This is a genomic window from Alcanivorax sp. REN37 (assembly GCF_041102775.1).
Taxonomy (GTDB): Bacteria; Pseudomonadota; Gammaproteobacteria; order Pseudomonadales; family Alcanivoracaceae; genus Isoalcanivorax; species Isoalcanivorax beigongshangi.
In genome coordinates this window covers 1,012,996-1,035,099 of the sequence record NZ_JBGCUO010000001.1, presented here as the reverse complement: position 1 = coordinate 1,035,099, position 22,104 = coordinate 1,012,996, and the positions used below count along the sequence as shown (strand labels likewise).

Below are 22,104 nucleotides of genomic sequence, written 5' to 3'. Positions count from 1 at the left end.
CGCGCCGGACAACCGCCGCGCCGCTCATGGCGGCGGCGCGGCACCGTGATCATCAAGCGGCGCGGTCGTACTCCACTGCCAACATGCGGCCATGGCACACCACGCCAACAGCGGTCCGATCGCAGCGCCAAGGGCCCCATTCGACGCCGGGTGTCCAGCGACGGCCGACACCGCACCGAGCACCAGCCGGCCATGCCACCACCACGCATTGCTCAGCGGCACGCCCGGCGATGGAACTAATGGGATATTCGACGGCGACGCTGCCTTTCGACCGGCCCACCAACCGGTTGCGACCGGTGACTGGTGCGCCGTGTCGCCAAGGCAGGCCGCCGCTGGCCCCTAAGCCGAGCTGCCCGTAGACAGGCGTTATCAGCGCAGCCATCGACCGCCAACGTCCGCTGCGGCCTACCGCACGAACAGGCTCACTGCCCATCGGCACCCTGCTCCAGCGCGTGTCCGCCGATCACCACGTGATCCATGATGCGCTCGGCGGTGTCCTGGGGAATCTCGCCCACCAGCACCAGCAGCAAACCGCCACCTTGGCTGGCTTGCGCATGGCGGGTCATCGCCAACGTCGGGCCCATACGGCTGACACCCTGCTCAACACTGGCGCCTTCCGGCACGCCCTGCACAAATAGCGTGAACGACGCCAACCCATCGCCGTAGGCCAGCGCGGCCACCGGCTGGTGTACCGGCGCTGAACGGCGCAAATCCCGTTGCAGTGGCACGAAGCCGGCCGGCAACCAGCCAGGTTCAATATTGGGAGATATCTCGCGGATTGCCCCGAGGTCTTCGATGGCGTGGTAGCGGTGGGTAGGTGGCGGCGCAAAGTCAGCAGCGGTTAGCGGCGGCGACAACTCCAGCTGTACGAACTCCATGCGCTCCAACGGCGCATTGTTCGGATCCAGCGTTTCGGACTTCAACAGTAGCTTGCTGTCACGATCGACCCACAGCCGGTAGCCATAACGGTGGTTGTCGAGCGGCCGCACCCGCAGTCGAATAGCACTGCGCCCCGCCACCCGCGCGTCGCCGTCCAGCAGCACGCTGTATTGCGCCGGCAACTGTTCCGCCATGCGGTCAAACAACGACACCACCGAGCGGCCATCGCGGTTCGGCATGCGCGTAACGCTGCCGTCCGGGTGTACCGCCAGCACTTGCTGGCCAACCCGCAGCAATTCGGCGCGACCATCGAGATGACTGAGGCGTTCGTACTCGATGCCATCAATCACCGCATGGCGCACCGCCAGCGTGGTGACATCATTGCCGTAGAGATACACCAGCCGCCCGGTAAAGGTGCGGCTGCGGTAGGCGCCAGCCATGTCGGCCAGCAACGTGCGGGCTTCGGTGACCGGGGTCGCCAGCGGCTGGGCGGCCGCCGGCAGTGGCAGGCAGAGTAGAGCGCCGGTGAGCACCAGCGCCCAACGGAAGCGGCGCTCACCCATCATTCAGATTCAGCGCGCAGGGCATCCGCGTTGACCAAGCGCACATAAGGCAGCATGCCTTGGCCACCGTGGCGGGCCGACATTTCACTGTGACGCAGCAGCATCGGGCTGATCGGCTGGCTACCCTGCTGGGCACCGTTTTCCTGCGCCGCCTGGGGACGGGTATCGAGCCCTACCAAGGCGATGTCACCCAGTGGACGTCCCCGATAGGCCTCGGACAACCGTGCCGGCATACCGTTGTGGGACGCGGACGCCGCCATCGGTGCACTGGCCACCTGGGCCGGCCCACCCACCGGGCTGCCGCCCCAGTACTGCCAGCCCACCGTTACCGTGGCCGCCGCCACGCCAGCCGCCACCGCCACCCGGGTCAGATGACCGAGCCAGTTGCCACGGCGCGGTGCCTCATCGGCCAGCGCTTGCTGCAGGCGTGCGCTGAAGTCACCCGGCACAGCGGCCACCGGCTGCCCACGCAGGATGTCCGATGCCAACTGCCACCGGCCAAACTGGGCCGCCGCGTCGTCATCGAGATCGCGCAGCACACGGCGCAGTTCCAGCTCACTCGCTTCGCCGTCCAACAAACTGGACAGTCCTTCACGCTCACGTTCAGTTCTCATGGCGTCACCTTTGTAATGCAGACCATGTCTGTCCTTCTCCCACACTAACCCCGCTCCATCAGGGGTCGCACAACCTGATCAATGGCCTCGCGGGCGCGGAAGATGCGTGAACGCACCGTGCCCACCGGGCAATCCATCACCGCGGCAATGTCCTCGTAGCTCAAGCCCTCGAACTCGCGCAGTGTGACTGCGGTTTTCAGCTCTTGGGGTAAAGCGTTGATAGCGCCGTGGATGGCCTGTTCAAGTTCCTCTGACAAGGCCAGTGATTCCGGAGTTCCGAATTCGTGCAAACCATCTGCACCGACAAACTGTTCGGCCTCGCCAGCATCGACATCACTACCCGGCGGCCGGCGGCCCTGGGCCACCAAATGGTTCTTCGCCGTGTTCACTGCGATCCGGTACAGCCACGTATAAAATGCGCTGTCGCCACGGAACCGTGGCAGTGCCCGCCATGCCTTCAGAAACGCTTCTTGAGCAATGTCCTGCACTTCATCCTGGTCACGCACGTAGCGGCTGATGAGCGCAAAAATACGGTGCTGATACTTACGCACCAGCAGATCGAACGCGCGCTGATCGCCTTTCTGACAGCGTTTGACTAATTCCTCGTCTGACACCCGTGCTCCCCCGACTGGCTCGCACTGTCAAGCCACAATGGTTCCTTCTGACGGACGTGCTAGCGGAAAAGTTCCCATCACGCCCGTAACGATATTGCCTGCCCAGCCCGGAGGGCGGACAGCGCGCCATTGTAGCAAAGCCGTCATGCCACACACCTGTCACCGCAAACGGTTTATCAATGTGATACGAAGCCGACTGCAACTGTTTGATACCGAAGCACTCTTGGTTCGGGATGGTGGTGCCTGCGCAGCGCTCTTATACTGGCGCCCTGCCAGACCCCACCGCCCGGTGGGGCAGACTCAGGCCGAGCCAGCCACGCGGAGTATCCATGGCCACCTATCGCCACGACGTTCTGATCATCGGCAGCGGCGCTGCCGGATTGAGTGTTGCCTTGCGCCTCGGTACCGACAGCCGCATCGCGCTGTTGTCCAAGGGCGAATTGACCAGCGCCAGCACCTATTACGCTCAGGGCGGCATCGCTGCCGTGCTGGATGAAAAAGATTCCCTCGACTCCCACGTTGCCGACACCCATGTGGCCGGGGCCGGGCTGTGCCACGACGACGCGGTGCGCCGGACGGTCGAAGACGCGCCAGAAGCGATCCGCTGGTTGGTGGACCAAGGCGTCGGCTTCACGCGCTTTGACGAAGACGGCCCGTTCCACCTCACCCGCGAAGGCGGACACAGCCACCGCCGCATCCTCCATGTGGCCGACGCCACCGGGCTGGCGGTATCCGGGGCACTGATTGATCAGGTGCGCCAGCGGCCCAACGTCGACCTGTTCGAGCATCGCACCGCCGTGGATCTGATTCTGGAAGGCGACGGCGATCAGCGTCGCTGTGTCGGCGCCTATATCCACAACACCATGACCGGCCTGACCGACGTGTTCCTGGCCCGGGCGGTGGTGCTGGCCACCGGGGGCGCTTCCAAGGTTTACGCTTATACCTCGAACCCGGACGTGGCCACCGGCGACGGCATCGCCATGGCCTGGCGCGCCGGCTGCCGGGTGGCCAACATGGAATTCATGCAGTTCCACCCCACCGTGCTCTACCACCCCAAAGCCAAGTCCTTCCTGATCAGTGAAGCGGTGCGCGGCGAAGGTGGCCGACTGCTGCTGCCGGACGGTACGCGCTTCATGCCGCGCTTTGATGAGCGCGCCGAATTGGCGCCCCGCGATGTGGTGGCGCGCGCCATCGACTTTGAAATGAAGCGACTCGGCGCAGATTGCCTGTACCTCGATATCAGTCACAAGTCGGCCGACTTCATCATCGAGCACTTCCCCACCATCTATGCCAAATGCCTGCAACTGGGCATCGACATGACCAAGGAACCAATCCCGGTGGTACCGGCCGCGCACTACACCTGCGGCGGCGTGATGACGTCACTGGATGGCGAAACCGATCTTCCCGGCCTGTACGCGGTGGGCGAAACCGCGTTCACCGGCCTACATGGTGCCAACCGCATGGCCAGCAACTCACTGCTGGAGTGCTTCGTGTTCGGCAGTGCCGCCGCGCGCCACATTGCCGAGCGTTTGCCGCACTGGCCGCAGCCGGGCGAGGTGCCACCCTGGGACGATTCGCAGGTCACCAACTCTGATGAAGACGTGATCATCAGCCACAACTGGGATGAGCTGCGCCGCTTCATGTGGGACTACGTCGGCATCGTGCGCACAGTGAAACGCCTCGAGCGTGCCCAGCACCGCATCGAGCTGTTGAAACGGGAAATCGCCGAGTACTACTCCAACTACCGTATTTCCAAGGATCTGCTGGAATTGCGCAACCTGGTCGTGATCGGTGAACTGATTATCCGCTGTGCGCTGCAGCGCAAAGAATCACGGGGACTGCACTACATCCTCGACTACCCGGACATGGCTGACGAAATCAGGGATTCGATTCTGGCTCCCGATTCCGACCCCGCCTGAACCACGCCGGCGGTGCGCCACCGTTGAGGTGCAGCACCGCCTGCAGGCAGCGCCAACTGTCGTCATCCATGCTGTGACGGAACAAGAGTTGGCGCCGCCCCACCACTACACAGCCGGGCCAGTGCCGAGCAAAGAAAGGGGCAGCATAACGCTGGCGCCGGCCGCTGGCAGTTTCCACCAACAGCGCCTGCGGCCAAAGCCACAGCGCCACCGCCGGATCATGGCGCCGCCATTCGCGGCGCAGCAATAGCACCACCGCCAGCAACAAGACGGCTTTGATCAAGGCATGCAGTGAGCTGTCGAGCACGGCCAGCGCCGCGGCAACCGCCGGCAGCAGTTGCCAGACACGGGCGCGCCAGTCAGGAGTAAGCGGTTTTCTCTGTCCCCAGCAGTCCCAAGACATGGTCAATGAAACCAGCCAGCGCCGGATCCTGCGGTTGCGAACGACGCGTGAACCACTCGAACAGATCCGGATCGGAGCACGTCAGCAGTTGCTCGAACAACGCCTGATGAGCCGGGCTGTCGTTGAGAAAGTGCTGGTTCAGATAGGCGTTCACCACCACGTCGGTTTCCTTCAGGCCGCGGCGGCACTGCCAGGTGAGACGGCGCTTGATGTCTTCGGCGTTCATGTTGCAAACCCTCCAAACCGGCGTCGTCGGAACCCCAGCGTATGCCTGCCGGGCCGGACGACTGACATTGATGGCGCGCATTATCTATCATCAGCGGTCCTACTGTCTGCCGGGCCGCCCCGCGCATTGTTGTCAGGAGCAGCGCAATGACTGATCACTGGAATGTGTTTCTCGACCAGCAGGGAGCGCGCCGCGACGGCGACGGCCTGCTGCTAGGTTTTGCTGAGGCCAGCCCGACCCCCGCTGTACCGCTGCTGGCGGTGATGGCCCAAAGCCAGGTGCTGGCATTGCGCGGCGCCGACGCCGCCACCTTTTTGCAGGGGCAGGTGACCGCTGATGTGCGCTTGCTGAGCGAACAACGGCCGTTGCCGACGATGCATTTGAGCCTGAAAGGCCGCGGCCTATTCAGCGCTCGTCTCTTGCCGGCCGCCGAGGGCGGTGTCGATCTGCTGCTGCCCACTGCGCAGAGCGCCGACGACGCAAAGAGAATGCTTGGCAAATACATGGTGTTCTCCAAAGCCACGCTCACCGACGACCCGCGCGTGGTGCTGATGTTGGTGGACGACACACCCGACACTCTGGAGCACAGCTTGCATCAGGCGCGCCTGCCACAGCCGCTGCCGGACCATGTGGTGGTGGAAGGTGACATCACCGTGGCGCGACTGGACGGCCGCCGCACCTTGGTCATCCTGCCTGCAGAAGCGGCCATGGAACGATGGCCAATGTTGGTCGAAGCGCGTACGCCTTGTGCTGATGATGGCGCCCGCCTCGCGAGCATCGTCGCCGGTGACGGCGAGCTGCTGCCCGGCGCCGAAGACCTGTTCCTGCCGCAGGCGTTGAATTTCGATGTGTCCGAGGGCGTCAGCTTCCGTAAGGGTTGCTACACCGGCCAGGAAATCGTTGCCCGCATGCACTTCAAGGGCGAGATGAAACAGCGCATGCAGCGCTATCGCTGGCCCGATGCCACCCGTTTACCGGCTCCCGGCGCCGTGGTGCGCAGCGACGCCGGCCGCGCGCTGGGTGAGGTAGTGATGGCGGTAGCCGCTGACGATGCGGTGGAAGCGCTGGTGGTGGTGCGCCTAAGCCATGACGGCGATTTGCATCTGGAGCCGTGGGGCGCGCTGCAGGCCACGCCGCAACCGCTGCCCTATCCACTGCCGGAAAAGTGACGGTGCAATGAAGCGTTACGATGTTTTCTTCGCTTGGGCCGGCGGATTTTGATTTATTGCAGGCTTTCCGCTTTGTGCCCGGCCGCGGGTCGGGCGGCCGCAGGAGCGCCGCACCATGAAAGCCTGGTTGACCGGTCTGGTGACCACCCCACTGCTGTTGCTGGCAACGGTGATGATGTTCATCCCGATGATGCTGGTGGCACTGCTGAAGCTGATTCCGCTGCCAGCGTGGCAGCGACTCTGCTCACGCCTACTGATGTGGATCGCGGAAAGCTGGGCGCAACTCTGCCGTGGTATTTTCGCGTTCTTCACGCCGGTGCAGTGGGACATTCGTGGCACTGAATCACTGCGCCGCGACACCTCCTATTTGGTAATCTGCAACCATCAGAGCTGGGTTGATATTCCGGCGCTGATGCAGGCGCTCAATCGCAAGACGCCGTACTTCAAATTTTTCCTGAAACAGGAATTGATCTGGATTCCGTTCCTCGGGCTGGCGTTCTGGGCGCTGGATTACCCGTTCATGAAGCGCTATCCGAAGTCAGTACTGGCCAAGCGCCCGGAACTGCGCGGCAAGGACATGGAGATCACCCGCCAAGCGTGCGAGAAGTTTCGCCACATGCCGGTGACCATCGTCAATTACTTGGAAGGCACCCGCTTCACGCCGGAAAAACAGGCGCGCCAGCGCTCACCGCACAGTTACTTGCTCAAACCGAAGGCCGGCGGCATGGCGTTTGTGCTCGGCGCGCTGGGTGACAGCCTGGATGCGATTCTGGACATGACGGTGGTGTACCCGGACCAGCCGGCGCCGGGTTTTGGCGATCTGCTGTGCGGCCGGGTGCGCAAGGTGGTGGTGGATATTCGTGTACTGCCACTCACCGACAGCCTGCGCGGCGACTACGAGAACGATGCCGCTTACCGGGTGGCCTTCCACCAGTGGTTGAAAGAGTTGTGGCAGGAAAAAGACGCGCGCATTGGCGTCATTAAACAGGAGCTGGCCGCTGAGCAGCGCCAGCGCTAAACCGCGCCGACTCAGCGGCGCGGTTTAGCTGTGCACACGGCTGGATTAGAGGTCAGCCAGCGGGTGCTGCGGTGCCGGCATCACCATCATCGCCGCCACATCCTCAGCGGTGACTTCCGCTGCGGTGTGGTGACGGAACTTCGGCGCGCCGTCTTTCTCGATCAGCAATGCCCGCACCCCTTCACGGAAATCGCCGTGCATGGCGCACTGCACCGACATCACCCACTCGAACCGGAACGCCTCTGCCAACGACAGATGGCGGGTACGGCGCAGTTGCTCCCACACCAAATGGGTGGTCATCGGGCAGCCCTTGGACAGGGTGCCGGCGGCGCGGCTCCACCATTTGTCGCGCTCGGCCTGGGCCAGGATGTTGTCCAACACCCGTTGCAGCGTCGGCGCCTCGCATGCGGCGTTGATGGCATCGAACTGCTCACGCACCGGAGAGGCCGGTGCATCACCGCGCAGTGCCACCAAGGCGTCATGCAGATGCTGGGCATCCGCATCGTCATCGCCGGACAGCGGCAACGCCGACAGCGCCGCTTTCACCTGTTCACGGTCAACGCCGATGAAGTGATCCGCCAGCCCCATGAACAGTGCATCCGCAGCGTTCAGGTGGACGCCGGTCAGCCCCGCGAACAATCCGGTGTGGCCCGGCGTGCGGTTGAGGAACCAGCTGCCGCCCACATCGGGATACAGGCCAATGGTGATTTCCGGCATCGCCAGCCGCGAGGTGGCGGTGACCAAGCGCATGGAGGCGCCCTGCATCAGGCCCATGCCGCCGCCCATGACCACGCCCTCGGCCCAGCACAGCACCGGCTTGGGGAAGCTGTGCAGCAGGTAATCGAGTTCGTACTCGGTGGCAAAGTAATGCTCGATGAAGTGGTTGCGCTCCCCCACCGGCTGCATGCTCTCGTACATCTTGACGATGTCACCGCCGGCACACAGCGCCCGCTCGCCTTCTCCTTCCAGCCACACCGCCGCCAGTTTCGGATCGGCCGCCCAGGCCCGCAGTTGCGGCAGCAGCAGGTCGATCATCTCTTGGCTGAGCGCATTGAGGGACTTGGGCGCGTTGAGGCGGGCGATACCGATGAAAGCATCGCCGGCGGTGGCAAGCTGCTCAAATACTACGACGTCAGACATGTGGCTTCGCTGCTCCTTATTGCGGGTCGCGGCCCAGTATCTGCTGGATGCTGGAAAAGTCCAGACGACCATTGCCGCGTGCGGCGTGCAGGCCATAGAGGTTTTTCGCCAGCGTACCGAGCGGTGCGTTGCCGCGTACGGCCAGCACGTTTTCCAGCGCCAGACCGAGATCTTTGAGCATCAGATCCACGGCAAAGCCGCCTTGGTAGTTGCGCGACGCCGGCGCGGTTTCCATCACACCCGGCCACGGGTTGTAGACCTCCAGCGACCAGTTGCGGCCGGAGCTGGCCAACATGATGTCGGACAGCACCGCCGGATCGAGCCCGTTGTCGACGCCCAATTGCAGCGCCTCGCAGGTGCCGAGCATATGGATCGCCAGCAGCATGTTGTTGCAGATTTTGGCGATCTGCCCAGCGCCATGATCACCGGCGTGGAAAATGTTGCGGCCCATGGCGGCGAGGATTGGCCGTGCCTGTTCTACTGCCGCCGCCGGGCCACCGCAGATGAACGTCAGGGTGCCGGCTTCAGCGCCGCCAACGCCGCCGGATACCGGGGCATCAATCAGCGTGCGACCGCGCTCGGCTGCCGCCGCCGCCATTTGGCGGGTGGTGGCGGCATCAATGGTGGAGCAGTCGATGATCAGCGCCTTGGCGTCGATCACTGACAGCAGGTCATTGGCGCCTTGGTAGAGATTGGCCACTGCCGCCGCGGACGGCAGCATGCTGATCACCACATCGGCACTTTCAACGGTGCCTTCAGCGCTGCCACCGGCGCGTGCGCCGGCCTCAACCAGTTGTGCGACCAGGCTGTCGCTGAGATCAAACACACTGACCTGGTGGCCGGCCTTGATCAGGTTGCGGGCCATCGGTCCGCCCATATTGCCGATACCGAAAAATGCGATGCGAAGGGAATTGCTCATCGGGGTGCGCTCCGTGTGTTGTTATCGGATGGCCGGATTACAGCGCGGCTCCCGCCAACAGGCGGCGGGCCACGATCAGGCGCATGATTTCGTTGGTGCCTTCAAGGATCTGGTGTACCCGGGCGTCGCGCACATGCCGCTCGAGCGGGTACTCGCGGATATAGCCGTAACCACCGTGCAGCTGCAGCGCGTCATTGCAGACATCGAAGCAGAGATCAGTGGCAATGCGTTTGGCCATGGCACAGAACAGCGTGCGTTCGGCATCCATTTGGTCGAGCTTCCACGCTGCCAGCCGCACCATCTGCTGTGCTGCCACATATTGGGTGGCCATGTCCGCCAGACGGAACTGCACGCTCTGGAATTCCGACAATGACTGACCAAACTGCTCGCGCTCACTGATGTACTGACGCGTCTGCGCCAGCGCGGCTGCGGCCGTGCCCAAGGAGCAGCTGGCGATGTTGATGCGGCCGCCATCGAGTCCCTTCATGGCGATGGCAAAGCCTTCGCCTTCGGCCCCGATGCGGTAACGCGCCGGCACCCGCACCGACTCCAAATTGATTTGCCGGGTCGGTTGGCTGCGCCAGCCCATCTTGTCTTCGTTGCGGCCGTAGCTGATGCCGTCACTGTCAGCCGGCACCAAGAAGCAGGAAATGCCTTTCGGTCCCGGCGCGCCGGTGCGCGCCATCAACACCAGCACATCGGTGCTGCCGGCGCCGGAAATGAACGCCTTGGTACCGGTGATCAGGTAGTCATCACCGTCACGGCGGGCGGTGGTTTTCAGCGATCCGGCGTCGGAGCCGGCACCCGGCTCGGTGAGGCAGTAAGAAGCCAGCAATTCACCGGCCGCCAACTGCGGCACCCACTGGTCGCGCACTTCAGGTTCAGCGAAGCTCGCGACCATCCAAGTGGCCATGTTGTGGATGGTGATGAAGGCGGTGGTCGAGGTGCAGCCCTGTGACAGCTGCTCGAAGATCAGCGACGCATCCAACCGGCTGAGGCCGAGGCCGCCGGCGTCTTCCGGGGTATACAACCCCATCAGACCCAGTGCCCCGGCTTCGGTCAGGGTGTCGCGCGGAAATATACTGTCGGCGTCCCACTCGGCGGCGAACGGCGCCAGTGCCTTGTCGGCAAACTGGCGCGCGGTCTCCTGGTAGGCGCGCTGCTCGTCACTCAGTGAAAAGTCCATGACGCGCTCTCCCGGTCTGTTACTTCAGGCTGATGGTCATGTTCGCTTCCTGCACCACGTCGTCTTCCGGCCAGCGTGAGGTGACGGTCTTGGTTTCGGTGTAGAAGCGCACACCCTGCTTGCCGTAGGCGTGCAGGTCGCCGAAGAACGAGCCTTTCCAGCCGGTGAAGGAGAAGAACGGCAGCGGCACCGGAATCGGGATGTTGATGCCGACTTGGCCCACTTCCACTTCGTGTTGGTATTTGCGTGCGGCGGCGCCACTGGCAGTGAAGATCGAAGTGCCATTGCCGTATTGGTTGGCGTTCACCAGTGCGATGGCCTCGTCGAGGGTGTCCACTTCCACGCAGCACAATACCGGGCCGAAGATTTCTTCCTGGTAGATGCGCATCGACGGGGTGACCTTGGTGAACAGGGTCGGGCCGACCCAGTGGCCGTTGGGGTAGCCGTCCACGGTGCAATCAGAACCGTCCAACAGGCACTCAGCGCCTTCTTCCTTGCCGGAAGCGATCAGGCTCAGCACACGCTTGTAGGCGGCTTCGCTGATCAGCGGACCGTAGGCGGACTCTTCTTTTTCCCACGGGCCCGGCTTCACTTTCGCCAGCTCATCACGCAGGGCCGGAATCATGTCGCGGGCGCTGCCCACAAACACCGCTACCGAAATTGCCATACAGCGCTGACCCGCAGCACCCACCGATGCGCCCACCATTTGGTTGACCACTTGCTGGGCGTTGGCGTCCGGCATGATCACCGAGTGGTTCTTGGCGCCGGCGAAACATTGGGCGCGTTTCATGTTGTCGGTGGCGGTGCGGTACACGTGCTGGCCCACCGGCACCGAGCCGACGAACGACACCGCGCGCACGGTCGGGTGAGTGAGCAGTTGGTCGACCTGCTCGCGGCCACCGTGCACCACTTGCAGCAAGTCGCGCGGGGCGCCGGCCTCCAGCAGCAGTTCAGCCAGACGCATCGGCGTCATCGGGTCTTGCTCGGACGGCTTCAGGACGAAGGCGTTACCGCAGGCAATCGCCATCGGGAACATCCACAGCGGGATCATGGCCGGGAAGTTGAACGGGGTGATGCCGACGCACACGCCCAGCGGCTGGATCCAAGAGTGGGTATCCACCGCGCGGGCAACGTTTTCCACGGTTTCGCCCATCATCAGCGCCGGAATGTTGGCGGCCTGCTCGACCACTTCGATGCCGCGCCAGATGTCGCCCTTGGCGTCGGCAAAGGTCTTGCCGGTTTCTTTGGCGAGGATTTCCGCCAGTTCATCGTGGTGCTGCTTGAGCAGATGTTGGTAACGCATCATCACCCGCGCCCGCTCCGGCACCGGCACTTCGCGCCAGGTCAGGTACGCGGCGTGGGCGCTAGCCACCGCCTGCTCCACTTCGTCATGGGTGGCGAACGGGACTTTGGCCAACACTTCCTGGGTGGCCGGGTTGGTGACGTCCAGCAGTTGGCTGGCGGCGCCGGTGGTGAACTCACCGTTGATCAGGTGGGGAACGATATGGGTCATGATGCCTTTCCTCTTGTTGTGCGTCGGCAGCGGTATCGGCGCGCCGATGGTTTAGCGCGGATGTGGCGAAGTTTTAACACAAGCGGCCCCTGTCGTAAGATGGCGAAAGTTGCCCATGATGGATTTTATTGCATGAACCACCCTGGACTGCCCGCCTGGGCGGAAACCTCCAACTGGCCGCTCACCGGCCACGGCGAGCGCATCCTGCTGCCGCCAGAGCTGCTCCAAGCACTGTCCCATCACCCTCTTTCACAAGGGCTGCACCCGCTGGCCATGGGGTTTTATCCCGCTGCTTTGGGGCACCAAATGCGGCGTCCGAGCCCGGCGGACCATCTGGTGATTTATTGCGTAGAAGGTGAGGGTTGGTACGACACCGGGGCACACCAAGGCACTGTCAGTGCTGGAGATTTACTGGTGCTACCCGCCGGCCGGCCACACGCCTATGGCGCGCGCGGGGAATCGCCTTGGAGCCTGTACTGGGTGCATCTGGGCGGACCGCTGGCCGCACGGCAAATGGCCGAGCTGGACCCGGACGCTGCCAGTTGCCTAGGACTGGGACTGAACGAGCAGATGGTGCAGTACTTCCATCAGTTGCTGGAACATACCCGCGCCACCACGCAGATCGATGCGTTCCTGTTCGCCGCGCACCTGTGCCGTACCCTGCTGAGCTACGCCACGCTGTTGCGCCGACGCCCGCCGGCCGGCCCCCGCGGTATTGATGTGGAAGCACTGCACCGTTACATGCAGGCGCATTTGGATCAGCGGCTGACGCTGGAGGATCTAGCCGCCGCCGCCGGTATCGAGTCGCGCTACCAATTCATCCGCCAGTACCGCGCCCAAACCGGCGAGACACCGGTGAAGGCGTTTCTGCGCATGAAAGTGGCTCGGGCCTGCTATCTGCTGGACACCTCCGACGCTACCGTGGCGGATGTGGCCGCTGCCTGCGGCTTTGACGACCCCTACTATTTTTCGCGGGTGTTCCGCAGCACCACCGGCACCAGCCCCAGTCGCTATCGGCAAAGAGACTGACGAGCGCACGGCTGTATTTGTAAAATGGAAAGGCGAAAAATGAGAGGTTAAAGCTCTGTAAAACAGCAAGTTAGCGGTTTTTTGGAGCCGAAAAACAACTGGTACTTTATTCTTAGATTGCTGTGTAAACGAGTGTAAACATCACGTAACCATTCCCGCTTAACGGGACGGCAGTGACCAATCGATGGGCGACATACCCTGACGCTGAAGGTAGTCATTGGTGGCGGAAAAGTGCCCGCAGCCAATAAAACCGCGGTGCGCTGACAGCGGCGACGGATGCGGCGCTGTCAGCACGCAGTGGCGCTCACGGTCGATCAGCGCACCCTTCTTCTGCGCGTAGCTGCCCCACAGCAGGAACACCAACCCGCTACGTTCGCGATTGAGGCGATCAATCACCGCGTCGGTGAAGCGTTCCCAGCCGCGCCCTTGGTGGGAGTTGGCCTGGCGCGCACGCACTGACAGCACCGCATTGAGCAGCAACACGCCCTGCTCAGCCCAGACCGTGAGGTCGCCATCACGGCCGAACGTCAGGCCGAGATCGCGGTGCAGTTCCTTGAAGATGTTCTGCAGGCTGGGCGGTGGCCGCACGCCGGCCGGCACCGAGAAACTCAGGCCGTGTGCCTGACCCGGCCCGTGGTAGGGATCTTGGCCGATGATGACCACTTTGACGTGGTCAAAGGGCGTGGTGTTGAGCGCATTGAACATCTGCGCGCCGGGCGGATAGATCTCCTGCCCGTCACGCTTTTCCTGTTGCAGAAACGCCCGCAGCTGCGCCATGTACTCGGTGTCGAATTCCTCGGACAGCACCTGCTGCCAAGCGGGGGTGAGCTGGATCGGGCGCGCTGCAGACATGATTTACGACATCACCACCCGGAACAGATAACGAATGCGCTCGCGCACGTCGGCATCGCCAAGACGCTGCGGCGCCACCAACAGATCCAGTTCGATGCCGGACAGGTCGGCATAGATCAGCTCCGCCGCTTCTTGCGGCTGGCCGGCGCCGATGCGCTCACAGGCTTGGCGCAGCACTTTTAGCTGCTCTGCTTTGTAGTTCTCCGCCAGCTTGCGCAGCCGCTCATCCAACACCGCTTCCATGAAGAACGCTTGTTCGGCGATCAGGTGGTCACGTTGCTCGCGCACTTGGCGCAGGATGTAGTCGGCGGTGGCATCCGCCAGCGCCGCCAGCACCGCCGCTTTCTTGTCGGCGTCGACGCCGTTCACGTCCAGCTGGCCGATCAACTCGAACGCTTGGTCGCGGAACGGGCCGATCACGTCACTCATTGCCTGCTCAGCAAAAAGCGTGAAGGTATCAGCGATGAGGTCGGTGATGTCCTTGAAGTAGTAGGTGGTGGCAGACAGTGGCACATCCGCTTCCTTTGCCACCGCCCGGTGCCGCACGCTGCGTACCCCATCGCGGATGATGATCCGCAGCGCCGCCTCCAGAATGGCACGGCGACGCTGTTCACTGCCCGCGCGGCGAGCCTTTCGTCCTTGGTACTGAATCACACTGTTCATCGTTTCCAACCTTGATGGATGACGCGTCCCGACCCCGACGCTAAGAGCTCAACGGTCGCATGTGCGGGAAGAGAATCACATCGCGGATGGACGGCGAATCAGTAAATAGCATGACCAACCGATCAATACCGATGCCTTCACCTGCGGTGGGCGGCATGCCGTATTCCAGCGCCACGATGTAGTCATCATCGTAAAACATGGCTTCCAGGTCACCGGCGTCCTTGTCCTGCGCCTGGCGGCGGAAGCGCTCGGCCTGATCTTCGGCGTCGTTCAGCTCAGAGAAACCATTGGCAATCTCGCGGCCACCAACAAAGAACTCGAAACGGTCAGTGACGAAGGGATCGGCGTCACTGCGGCGCGCCAGCGGCGACACCTCGGTGGGGTACGCAGTGATGAAGGTCGGCTGCAGCAGGCGGTGCTCCACCGTCTCCTCAAAGATCTCGATCTGGATCTTGCCGAGGCCATCGCTGTCTTTGATCTTCAGCCCCATCGACAAGGCCAGCGCGCGCGCAGCGGCTTCATCAGCCAGCGTGGCGGCACTGATGTCCGGGTTGAAGTGCAGGATCGAGTCGAACACCGTCATGCGCGCAAATGGCTTGCCGAAGTCGAAGCTGTGGCCCTGGTACGGCACTTCGGTGCTGCCGAGCACCTCCAAGGCGATGGTGCGCAGCATGTCTTCAGTGAGGTCCATCAGGTCGCGGTAATCGGCGTAGGCCTGATAGAACTCCACCATGGTGAACTCCGGGTTGTGGCGGGTGGACAGCCCTTCGTTGCGGAAATTGCGGTTAATCTCAAACACCCGCTCAAAGCCGCCCACCACCAGCCGCTTCAGGTACAGCTCCGGCGCAATGCGCAGGTACATGTCCAGATCCAGACTGTTGTGGTGGGTGATGAACGGCCGCGCGCTGGCGCCACCGGGAATCACCTGCAGCATCGGCGTTTCTGCTTCGTAGAAGCCACGCTCCTCCAGATAACGGCGGATGCCGCGGATCACCTGGCCACGGATTTGGAACGTCTTGCGCGTGTCGTCGTTGGTCATCAGATCAACGTAGCGCTGACGATAACGAGTCTCGGTGTCGGTCAAGCCCTTGTGCTTTTCCGGCAGCGGCCGCAGTGATTTGGTCAGCAGCTGGTGCTCATCCATCATCACGTACAGATCACCTTTGCCGGATTTGCACAGCACGCCGCGCACGCCAACGATGTCGCCCAAGTCCCAGTGACGGGTGGCCTGCTGCACATCCTTGGTGGCATACACCTGAATGCGGCCGCTGCGGTCCTGCAGCACCTTGAACGCCTTGCGATCGAGCATCAGCCGCCCCGCCACCGCCACCACGATCGCCTTCTGTTCCAGCTCTTCCTTGCTCAGCTCGCCGTACTGGGCGAGCAGTTCCGTGGCCAGGCTGTCCGGGCGGAACTGATTGGGGAAGGCCTGGCCGTCGGCGCGTAGCTGCTGGAGCTTCTCGCGGCGCTCGGCGATCAGTCGGTTGTCATCGTGGTGCTGGAGGGTGTCGTCTGTCATGCCTAATTCCTGCTGAGGCGCGCCGGGGCGCCGAGATGGCCAGTCCGGGTCACAACCCGGACTTCAAGGAGGCCTGAATAAATTGGTCCAGTGCGCCGTCGAGCACGGCCTGGGTGTTGCGGGTTTCGACGTTGGTGCGCAAATCCTTCACCCGCGCGTCGTCGAGCACGTAGGAGCGAATCTGGCTGCCCCAGCCGATGTCAGACTTGGAGTTTTCCAAACGCTGCTTCTCGGCGTTGCGTTTCTGCACTTCCAACTCGTAAACACGGGCGCGCAGCATGCGCCACGCTTCATCGCGGTTCTGGTGCTGGGAGCGGCCGTTTTGGCACTGCGTCACCACAGTGTGTTCTTCGCCGGAGTCCGGGTCTTTGAACACATAGGTGAGCCGCACCGCGGAGTCGGTCCGGTTCACGTGCTGGCCACCGGCGCCGGACGCGCGGTAGGTATCAGTGCGCACCTTGCTCGGGTCGATGTCGACATGGATGTCGTCATCCACTTCCGGCGACACGAATACCGAGGTGAACGAGGTGTGACGGCGGCCACCGGAGTCGAACGGCGACTTGCGCACCAACCGGTGCACGCCGGTTTCAGTGCGTAGCCAGCCGTAGGCGTGGTCGCCCTGCACATGCACGGTGGCACTCTTGATGCCGGCCACATCACCGGCGGAGGCTTCCACGATTTCGGTTTTGAAGCCTTTGTCTTCAGCGAAACGCAGGAACATGCGCAGCAGCATCTCGGCCCAATCCTGGGCTTCGGTACCGCCGGAACCGGCCTGGATGTCCAGGTAGGCATTGCTGCTGTCCATTTCGCCAGAGAACATGCGGCGGAATTCGAGAGTTTCCACTTGCGCCTCAAGGCCATCGAGGTCGCGGTGCAGCTCTTCGAGCATGTCCTCGTCCTGCTCGTCCACGGCCAACTCCAGCATCGCCTCGCTGTCGTCAAAGCCACGGGTCAGGGTGTCGATGGTTTCCACCACATGCTCGAGCTGGGCACGTTCGCGCCCCAAGCCTTGGGCGTATTCGGGTTTGTTCCAGACGGCGGGATCTTCGAGTTCCCGCTGAACCTCGATCAGACGTTCGCTTTTGTTAGCGTAGTCAAAGATACCCCCTCAGCGCTTCGGTACGCGCCTTGAGGTCTGCGAGCTGATTGCGCAGTGGATTGATTTCCATAGCCTCGGATTCCGGAGTGTGCTGTCTGCGGCGGGCGCCGCAAAGGGCGTGAATTCTAACGATTACACGCCCGGATGGCGAGGCGGACGGATTATTCGAACAGTTCGAATACGTGGAATGCGTCGGGACGCATCACTTCCAGCGCCGAGCCGATATAGCGGGCGTTGTCAGGAATACCGTCACCGGTACGGAATACCTTGAAAGAGCGTTCGACGGCGCTGTTATCGAGCACGGAACCGGCGGGCACTTCCACCCACAGGCACAGGTCCCGCTCTTGGTAGCTGAACGCCACCTCGCGGACGATGCCTTCTTCGGGAAGCTTGATACGTTGCACGTCATTTTTTGTACTTAGGCGGTGCTTCATGATGGTTTTCATGCAGGGGATCTCCCGGTTTTGGCATTGCCGGCAGCTTGTGGGAGCCGACATCAAGAACGGGATGCTACCTTGCCCCCGCAGCGGAAACTAGCCGTCCGCTCAGTGGCCGATGAGGTGCTGGAACACCAACTGCACCGAGCGCCGGCCCTGCCACTGGTTCACTTCCAAGCGGTACAACCCCTGCACTCGTGTCGGCTGTTGAGCCAGCAGCGCCTCGTCAGCGCCGAAATGAATGGCGTCTACCACCGCGCCGGTATCCGGCAATCCCAGCGTTAGCTTCAGGTGCCGTTCACCCACCACGCGGGCGTTAAGCACTTCAAACTCGCCATCGAACAGCGGCGGCGCAAAGCCTTGTCCCCAGGGATAGGCACGCTGCAACAGTTCCGCCACCGACAGCGTGACGTCGGTGGCAGCGAGCGGGCCGTCACTGTCCAGCACCGGATCAAAACAGCCCGGCAATGCCAGCTCTGCCACCGCGTCACTGAACGCGGCGGTGAAGGCAGGCAAGTCGGCTTCCGCCATGGTCAAACCGGCCGCCATGGCGTGGCCGCCGAAGCGGTGCAGCAAGCCCGGGTGGCGAGTGGCCACCCGGTCGAGCACATCGCGCAAATGCAGGCCCGGAATTGAGCGCCCGGAACCCTTCAACATGCCCGGCTGCTGGGCCGGCGCCAGCGCCACCACCGGTCGGTGCAAACGCTCCTTCACCCGCGACGCCAGCAGCCCCACCACGCCCTCGTGCCAGTGCGGGTCATACAGACAAACCCCCAGCGGCGCAGCGGCGCCACGTTCGGTGAGCTGTGCCACTTGCTGCTCTGCAGCATCGCGCATGCCCTGCTCGATCACCCGCCGTTCACGGTTGATGCGGTCCAACTCGCCGGCGTGGGCCAAAGCTTCGACGTCGTCATCCGCCAGCAGACAGGCGATGCCGAGCCGCATATCGGCCAAACGGCCAGCGGCGTTGATGCGCGGCCCAACCACAAAACCTAAATCAGTGGCGGTCAGCAGGGCCGGTTCGCGCCCGGACACCTGCAGTAGCGCTCGTACCCCGGCGCAGGCCCGGCCGGCACGAATGCGCCGCAGCCCTTGCTCCACCAGCGCGCGGTTGACGGCGCACAGCGGCACCACATCCGCCACCGTGCCCACCGCCACCAAATCCAGCAGTTCTGCCAGTGGCGCGGCGGCCGGCTGCCCCTGCTCGCGCAGCGCCGCGCGCAGCGCCATCAGCACATAGAAGGCCACACCGACACCGGCCAGGTTGGCCAGCGGGTGATCGGTCACCAACCGCGGATTCACGATGGCATCGGCCTCGGGCAGGGCCTCGCCGGGCAAGTGGTGGTCGGTAATCAGCACCCGGATGCCGGCGGCGCGGGCGGCCGCCACGCCATCAATGCTGGCGATGCCGTTGTCCACCGTGATGATCAAATCCGGTGTGCCCTGCTGGCAGGCCAGCTCAACGATCGCCTCGGACAAGCCGTAGCCATAAATGAAGCGGTCCGGCACCAGGAATTGAGGTTGCGCCAACCCCAGCCATTGCAGCCCGCGCCACAGCAACGCGGTGGCGGTAGCGCCGTCGGCGTCGTAATCGCCGACGATCAGCACCGTCCACTGCTGGGCACGCGCTTGCAGCAGCAAGGCCACTGCGGCGTCGAGGCCGGGCAGGCAATCCGGCGCCGGCAGTTGCTGCAACGATAGATCCAGCTCGGACTCAGAACTGACACCGCGAGCGGCGAGAATACGGGCCAACAAGGGCGGCACCGACGGCAGCACCACATCGGGAACCGGACGGCGGCGAATCTGGGGCAAGCTCATGAGCGGACACATCCTGATACAACGAAAACCGCGGTGCGGCAGCGGCCGGCGCCGCAGTATAACAGCCTGCGCCGGCGCTGCTGCGGCCCACGCCGTTGGCGCGGCGAAACCCGCGAGTCACAAATCTCGCCCGGACGAGGGCTTTAGAAAGGGCACGCATCCCCTATACTGACCAGCCGCTGCCCAAGGAAGGTTCTAACTGGGCACAAAAATGTGAGCATACACTCACATGAATGTCGTGCGGCCCACCGGGGCCACCTTCACGGCATGGCGATTTTAAGAAATGGGAAGTCGGCAGCAGCGCCGAGCACTGTGGCACTTCTTCCCTGACACCAACTGGAGAGCATCGTCATGATCTACTCAGGCAAGGCCGTCAGCGTCCAGATGCTGGACGACGGCATCGCCGAACTGAAGTTCGATCTTCAGGGCGAGTCCGTCAACAAGTTCAACCAGGCGACCGTTCAAGAACTGACTGAAGCTGGCGCAGCCCTTAAGGCTGACGGCAACGTCAAAGGCTTGATCGTCACCTCCGGCAAGAACGTCTTCATCGTCGGCGCCGACATCACCGAATTCACTGAGATGTTCAAGCTGCCGGAAGATGAAATTGCCAGCTGGGCACTGCGTGCCAATCAGGCGTTCAACGGTATCGAAGACCTGCCGTTCCCGACCGTCTGCGCCATCAACGGCATTGCGCTTGGTGGCGGCCTGGAAATGGCGCTGTCCTGCGACTTCCGCGTTGCCAGCACCGTGGCCCAAGTGGGCCTGCCGGAAGTGAAGCTGGGCCTGTTCCCGGGCTTCGGCGGCACCGTGCGCCTGCCGCGCGTGATCGGTGTCGACAACGCCGTGGAGTGGATCGCTGCCGGTGGCCAGCACAAAGCTGATCGTGCCCTGAAAGATGGCGTGGTCGATGCAGTGGTCGCTCCGGAGCAACTGAAAGACGCAGCCATCGCGCTGGTCAAAGAGTGCCTGGCGGGCAAGATCGACCACCAAGCCAAGCGTCTGGAAAAGCAGGTCGCAATCACCCTGCCGCCGCTGGAAAACATGATGGCGTTCCAGACCTCCGGTGCGTTCGTAGCGCAGCAAGCGGGCCGCAACTACCCGGCACCGATGGCCGCCGTTAACGTCATGCAGCAGCACGCTGGCATGAACCGCGACCAAGCGCTGGAAGTCGAGTCCAAGGGCTTCGCCAAAGTGGCCAAGACCCCGCAAGCCACTGCGCTGGTGGGCCTGTTCCTGGCCGACCAAGCGGTGAAGAAAGCCAATGGCGCGCACGTCAAGAAAGGCGCCAAGGACATCAACCTGGCAGCGGTGCTGGGCGCAGGCATCATGGGTGGCGGCATCGCCTTCCAGAGCGCTTTGAAAGGCACCCCGATCATCATGAAGGACATCGCCGACAAGGCGCTGGACCTAGGCATGGGCGAAGCCTCCAAGCTGCTGGCCAAGCGCGTTGAGCGCAAGCGCATGGACGCACCGACCATGGGCAAAACGCTGTCCATGATCCGCCCGACCCTGAACTACGGCGACTTCGGCAACGTTGACGTGGTCGTGGAAGCGGTGGTCGAGAACGAGAAAATCAAGCAGTCCGTGCTGGCCGAAGCTGAAGGCCATCTGAAGGACGGCGCGGTGCTCGCGTCCAACACCTCCACCATCTCCATCACCCGCTTGGCCTCGGCGCTGAAGAAGCCGGAAAACTTTGCCGGCATGCACTTCTTCAACCCGGTGCACATGATGCCGCTGGTGGAAATCATCCGTGCCGAGAAGACCTCTGACGAGACCATCGCCACGCTGGTGAAGTACGCGCAGAAAATGGGCAAGAACCCGGTTGTGGTCAACGACTGCCCGGGCTTCCTGGTGAACCGCGTGCTGTTCCCGTACTTCGGCGGCTTCGGCATGCTGATGCGCGACGGTGCTGACTTCCAGCAAGTCGACAAGGTGATGGAGAAGTTCGGCTGGCCGATGGGCCCGGCATACCTGATGGACGTGGTCGGCATCGACACCGGCGTCCACGCTGCTGCGGTGATGGCGGAAGGTTTCCCGGAGCGCATGCAGTACGACTTCAAAGATGTGTCCACCGTGATGTACGAGAACAAGCGTCTCGGCCAGAAAAACGGCATTGGCTTCTACCGCTACGAAGAAGACAAGAAGGGCAAGCCGAAGAAAGTGGTCGACGAGGCCACCTACGAGCTGATCCAGCCGCACGTGGCTGCGCGCAAGGAATTCGACGACGAAGAAATCATTGCTCGCATGATGATTCCGCTGTGCACCGAAACCGTGCGCTGCTTGGAAGACAACATTGTGGGTTCGGCAGCAGAAGCCGACATGGCAATGATCTACGGCATCGGCTTCCCTCCGTTCCGCGGCGGCCCGCTGCGTTACATTGATTCCATCGGTACCGAAGCGTTCGTGGCACTGTGCGAGAAATACGCACACCTGGGCGGCATTTACCAAGCCCCGCAAATGCTGAAAGACATGGCCGCCAAAGGCGAGTCCTTCTTCGGCTGATCACGGACACAGGAGATAAAAC

The 22,104-nt window shown here is 63.0% G+C and carries 20 protein-coding genes; 5 read left to right on the top strand and 15 right to left on the bottom strand.

Features of this window, described 5'->3' with window-relative positions; genetic code table 11:
• Positions 1-422: 422 nt before the first annotated feature.
• Genes AB5I84_RS04600 through rpoE form a run of 3 tightly spaced genes read right to left on the bottom strand, consistent with a single transcriptional unit; the run spans position 423 to position 2,670 of the window.
• Positions 423-1,445 carry a MucB/RseB C-terminal domain-containing protein gene (locus AB5I84_RS04600; protein WP_369454682.1) on the bottom strand — a complete coding sequence of 341 codons (1,023 nt, stop codon included), beginning with the start codon at positions 1,443-1,445 and terminating at the stop codon, positions 423-425.
• On the bottom strand, positions 1,442-2,056 hold the full coding sequence (locus AB5I84_RS04595) for a sigma-E factor negative regulatory protein (protein WP_369454681.1): 615 nt from the start codon (positions 2,054-2,056) through the stop codon (positions 1,442-1,444). Before AB5I84_RS04595 ends, AB5I84_RS04600 begins: the two co-directional genes overlap by 4 nt.
• 44 nt (positions 2,057-2,100) lie before the next feature.
• On the bottom strand, positions 2,101-2,670 hold the full coding sequence (gene rpoE, locus AB5I84_RS04590; RefSeq protein WP_369454680.1) for an RNA polymerase sigma factor RpoE: 570 nt from the start codon (positions 2,668-2,670) through the stop codon (positions 2,101-2,103).
• A 329-nt stretch (positions 2,671-2,999) separates the two neighbouring features.
• On the opposite strand from rpoE, the gene nadB reads away from it, so the two are divergent.
• Positions 3,000-4,589 carry an L-aspartate oxidase gene (nadB, locus tag AB5I84_RS04585; protein WP_369454679.1) on the top strand — a complete coding sequence of 530 codons (1,590 nt, stop codon included), beginning with the start codon at positions 3,000-3,002 and terminating at the stop codon, positions 4,587-4,589.
• Here nadB and AB5I84_RS04580 read toward each other — a convergent pair.
• Both AB5I84_RS04580 and AB5I84_RS04575 read right to left on the bottom strand, forming a co-directional pair.
• Positions 4,549-4,992, bottom strand: coding sequence for a hypothetical protein (locus AB5I84_RS04580; RefSeq protein WP_369454678.1), 444 nt, complete (start codon positions 4,990-4,992; stop codon positions 4,549-4,551). The two genes, nadB and AB5I84_RS04580, sit on opposite strands and share 41 nt — an antisense overlap.
• Positions 4,949-5,218 (bottom strand): FAD assembly factor SdhE, encoded by a 270-nt coding sequence (locus AB5I84_RS04575; RefSeq protein ID WP_369454677.1) that lies wholly within the window; start codon positions 5,216-5,218, stop codon positions 4,949-4,951. Before AB5I84_RS04575 ends, AB5I84_RS04580 begins: the two co-directional genes overlap by 44 nt.
• Before the next feature lie 146 nt (positions 5,219-5,364).
• Between AB5I84_RS04575 and ygfZ the strand changes: the two genes are divergently transcribed.
• Together ygfZ and yihG are read left to right on the top strand one after the other, a co-directional pair.
• Positions 5,365-6,387 carry a CAF17-like 4Fe-4S cluster assembly/insertion protein YgfZ gene (gene ygfZ, locus AB5I84_RS04570; protein WP_369454676.1) on the top strand — a complete coding sequence of 341 codons (1,023 nt, stop codon included), beginning with the start codon at positions 5,365-5,367 and terminating at the stop codon, positions 6,385-6,387.
• Between the two features lie 115 nt (positions 6,388-6,502).
• Positions 6,503-7,405, top strand: a complete 903-nt coding sequence (gene yihG / locus AB5I84_RS04565; protein WP_369454675.1) for a 1-acylglycerol-3-phosphate O-acyltransferase, YihG family — start codon at positions 6,503-6,505, stop codon at positions 7,403-7,405.
• Positions 7,406-7,450: 45 nt separating this feature from the next.
• On the opposite strand, the gene AB5I84_RS04560 is transcribed toward yihG, so the two are convergent.
• Genes AB5I84_RS04560 through AB5I84_RS04545 form a run of 4 tightly spaced genes read right to left on the bottom strand, consistent with a single transcriptional unit; the run spans position 7,451 to position 12,163 of the window.
• Positions 7,451-8,545 (bottom strand): enoyl-CoA hydratase/isomerase family protein, encoded by a 1,095-nt coding sequence (locus AB5I84_RS04560; RefSeq protein ID WP_369454674.1) that lies wholly within the window; start codon positions 8,543-8,545, stop codon positions 7,451-7,453.
• Positions 8,546-8,561: 16 nt separating this feature from the next.
• Positions 8,562-9,464 (bottom strand): 3-hydroxyisobutyrate dehydrogenase, encoded by a 903-nt coding sequence (gene mmsB, locus AB5I84_RS04555; RefSeq protein ID WP_369454673.1) that lies wholly within the window; start codon positions 9,462-9,464, stop codon positions 8,562-8,564.
• A gap of 37 nt (positions 9,465-9,501) precedes the next feature.
• Complete coding sequence (locus tag AB5I84_RS04550) at positions 9,502-10,650, bottom strand: acyl-CoA dehydrogenase family protein (protein ID WP_369454672.1); 1,149 nt, start codon at positions 10,648-10,650, stop codon at positions 9,502-9,504.
• A gap of 19 nt (positions 10,651-10,669) precedes the next feature.
• Positions 10,670-12,163, bottom strand: a complete 1,494-nt coding sequence (locus tag AB5I84_RS04545) for a CoA-acylating methylmalonate-semialdehyde dehydrogenase (protein ID WP_369454671.1) — start codon at positions 12,161-12,163, stop codon at positions 10,670-10,672.
• Positions 12,164-12,295: 132 nt separating this feature from the next.
• Here AB5I84_RS04545 and AB5I84_RS04540 point away from each other — a divergent pair, with 132 nt between their 5' ends.
• Positions 12,296-13,192: an AraC family transcriptional regulator gene (locus AB5I84_RS04540; protein WP_369454670.1), complete on the top strand. Its 897-nt coding sequence runs from the start codon at positions 12,296-12,298 to the stop codon at positions 13,190-13,192.
• A gap of 159 nt (positions 13,193-13,351) precedes the next feature.
• Here the strand turns inward: AB5I84_RS04540 and ung are convergent, their stop codons facing one another.
• From ung to recJ, 6 genes are all read right to left on the bottom strand, one after another.
• Positions 13,352-14,044, bottom strand: a complete 693-nt coding sequence (gene ung / locus AB5I84_RS04535) for a uracil-DNA glycosylase (RefSeq protein WP_369454669.1) — start codon at positions 14,042-14,044, stop codon at positions 13,352-13,354.
• 3 nt (positions 14,045-14,047) lie between these two features.
• Complete coding sequence (locus AB5I84_RS04530) at positions 14,048-14,707, bottom strand: TetR/AcrR family transcriptional regulator (protein ID WP_369454668.1); 660 nt, start codon at positions 14,705-14,707, stop codon at positions 14,048-14,050.
• A gap of 40 nt (positions 14,708-14,747) precedes the next feature.
• Entirely contained in the window at positions 14,748-16,226 is a 1,479-nt protein-coding gene (lysS, locus tag AB5I84_RS04525; RefSeq protein ID WP_369454667.1) for a lysine--tRNA ligase, read from the bottom strand.
• 49 nt (positions 16,227-16,275) lie between these two features.
• A protein-coding gene (prfB, locus tag AB5I84_RS04520) for a peptide chain release factor 2 (RefSeq protein WP_369454666.1) occupies positions 16,276-17,395 on the bottom strand; the annotation gives its coding sequence in 2 pieces (ribosomal slippage) (positions 16,276-17,322 and positions 17,324-17,395; 1,119 coding nt in all).
• Positions 17,396-17,486: 91 nt separating this feature from the next.
• The gene (locus AB5I84_RS04515; protein ID WP_369454665.1) at positions 17,487-17,771 is read right to left on the bottom strand and encodes a DUF7352 domain-containing protein; all 285 of its coding nucleotides are present in this window, start codon (positions 17,769-17,771) and stop codon (positions 17,487-17,489) included.
• A gap of 99 nt (positions 17,772-17,870) precedes the next feature.
• Positions 17,871-19,580, bottom strand: a complete 1,710-nt coding sequence (gene recJ, locus AB5I84_RS04510; RefSeq protein WP_369454664.1) for a single-stranded-DNA-specific exonuclease RecJ — start codon at positions 19,578-19,580, stop codon at positions 17,871-17,873.
• Positions 19,581-19,931: 351 nt separating this feature from the next.
• Between recJ and fadB the strand changes: the two genes are divergently transcribed.
• Entirely contained in the window at positions 19,932-22,082 is a 2,151-nt protein-coding gene (fadB, locus tag AB5I84_RS04505) for a fatty acid oxidation complex subunit alpha FadB (RefSeq protein WP_369454663.1), read from the top strand.
• Positions 22,083-22,104 lie beyond the last annotated feature (22 nt).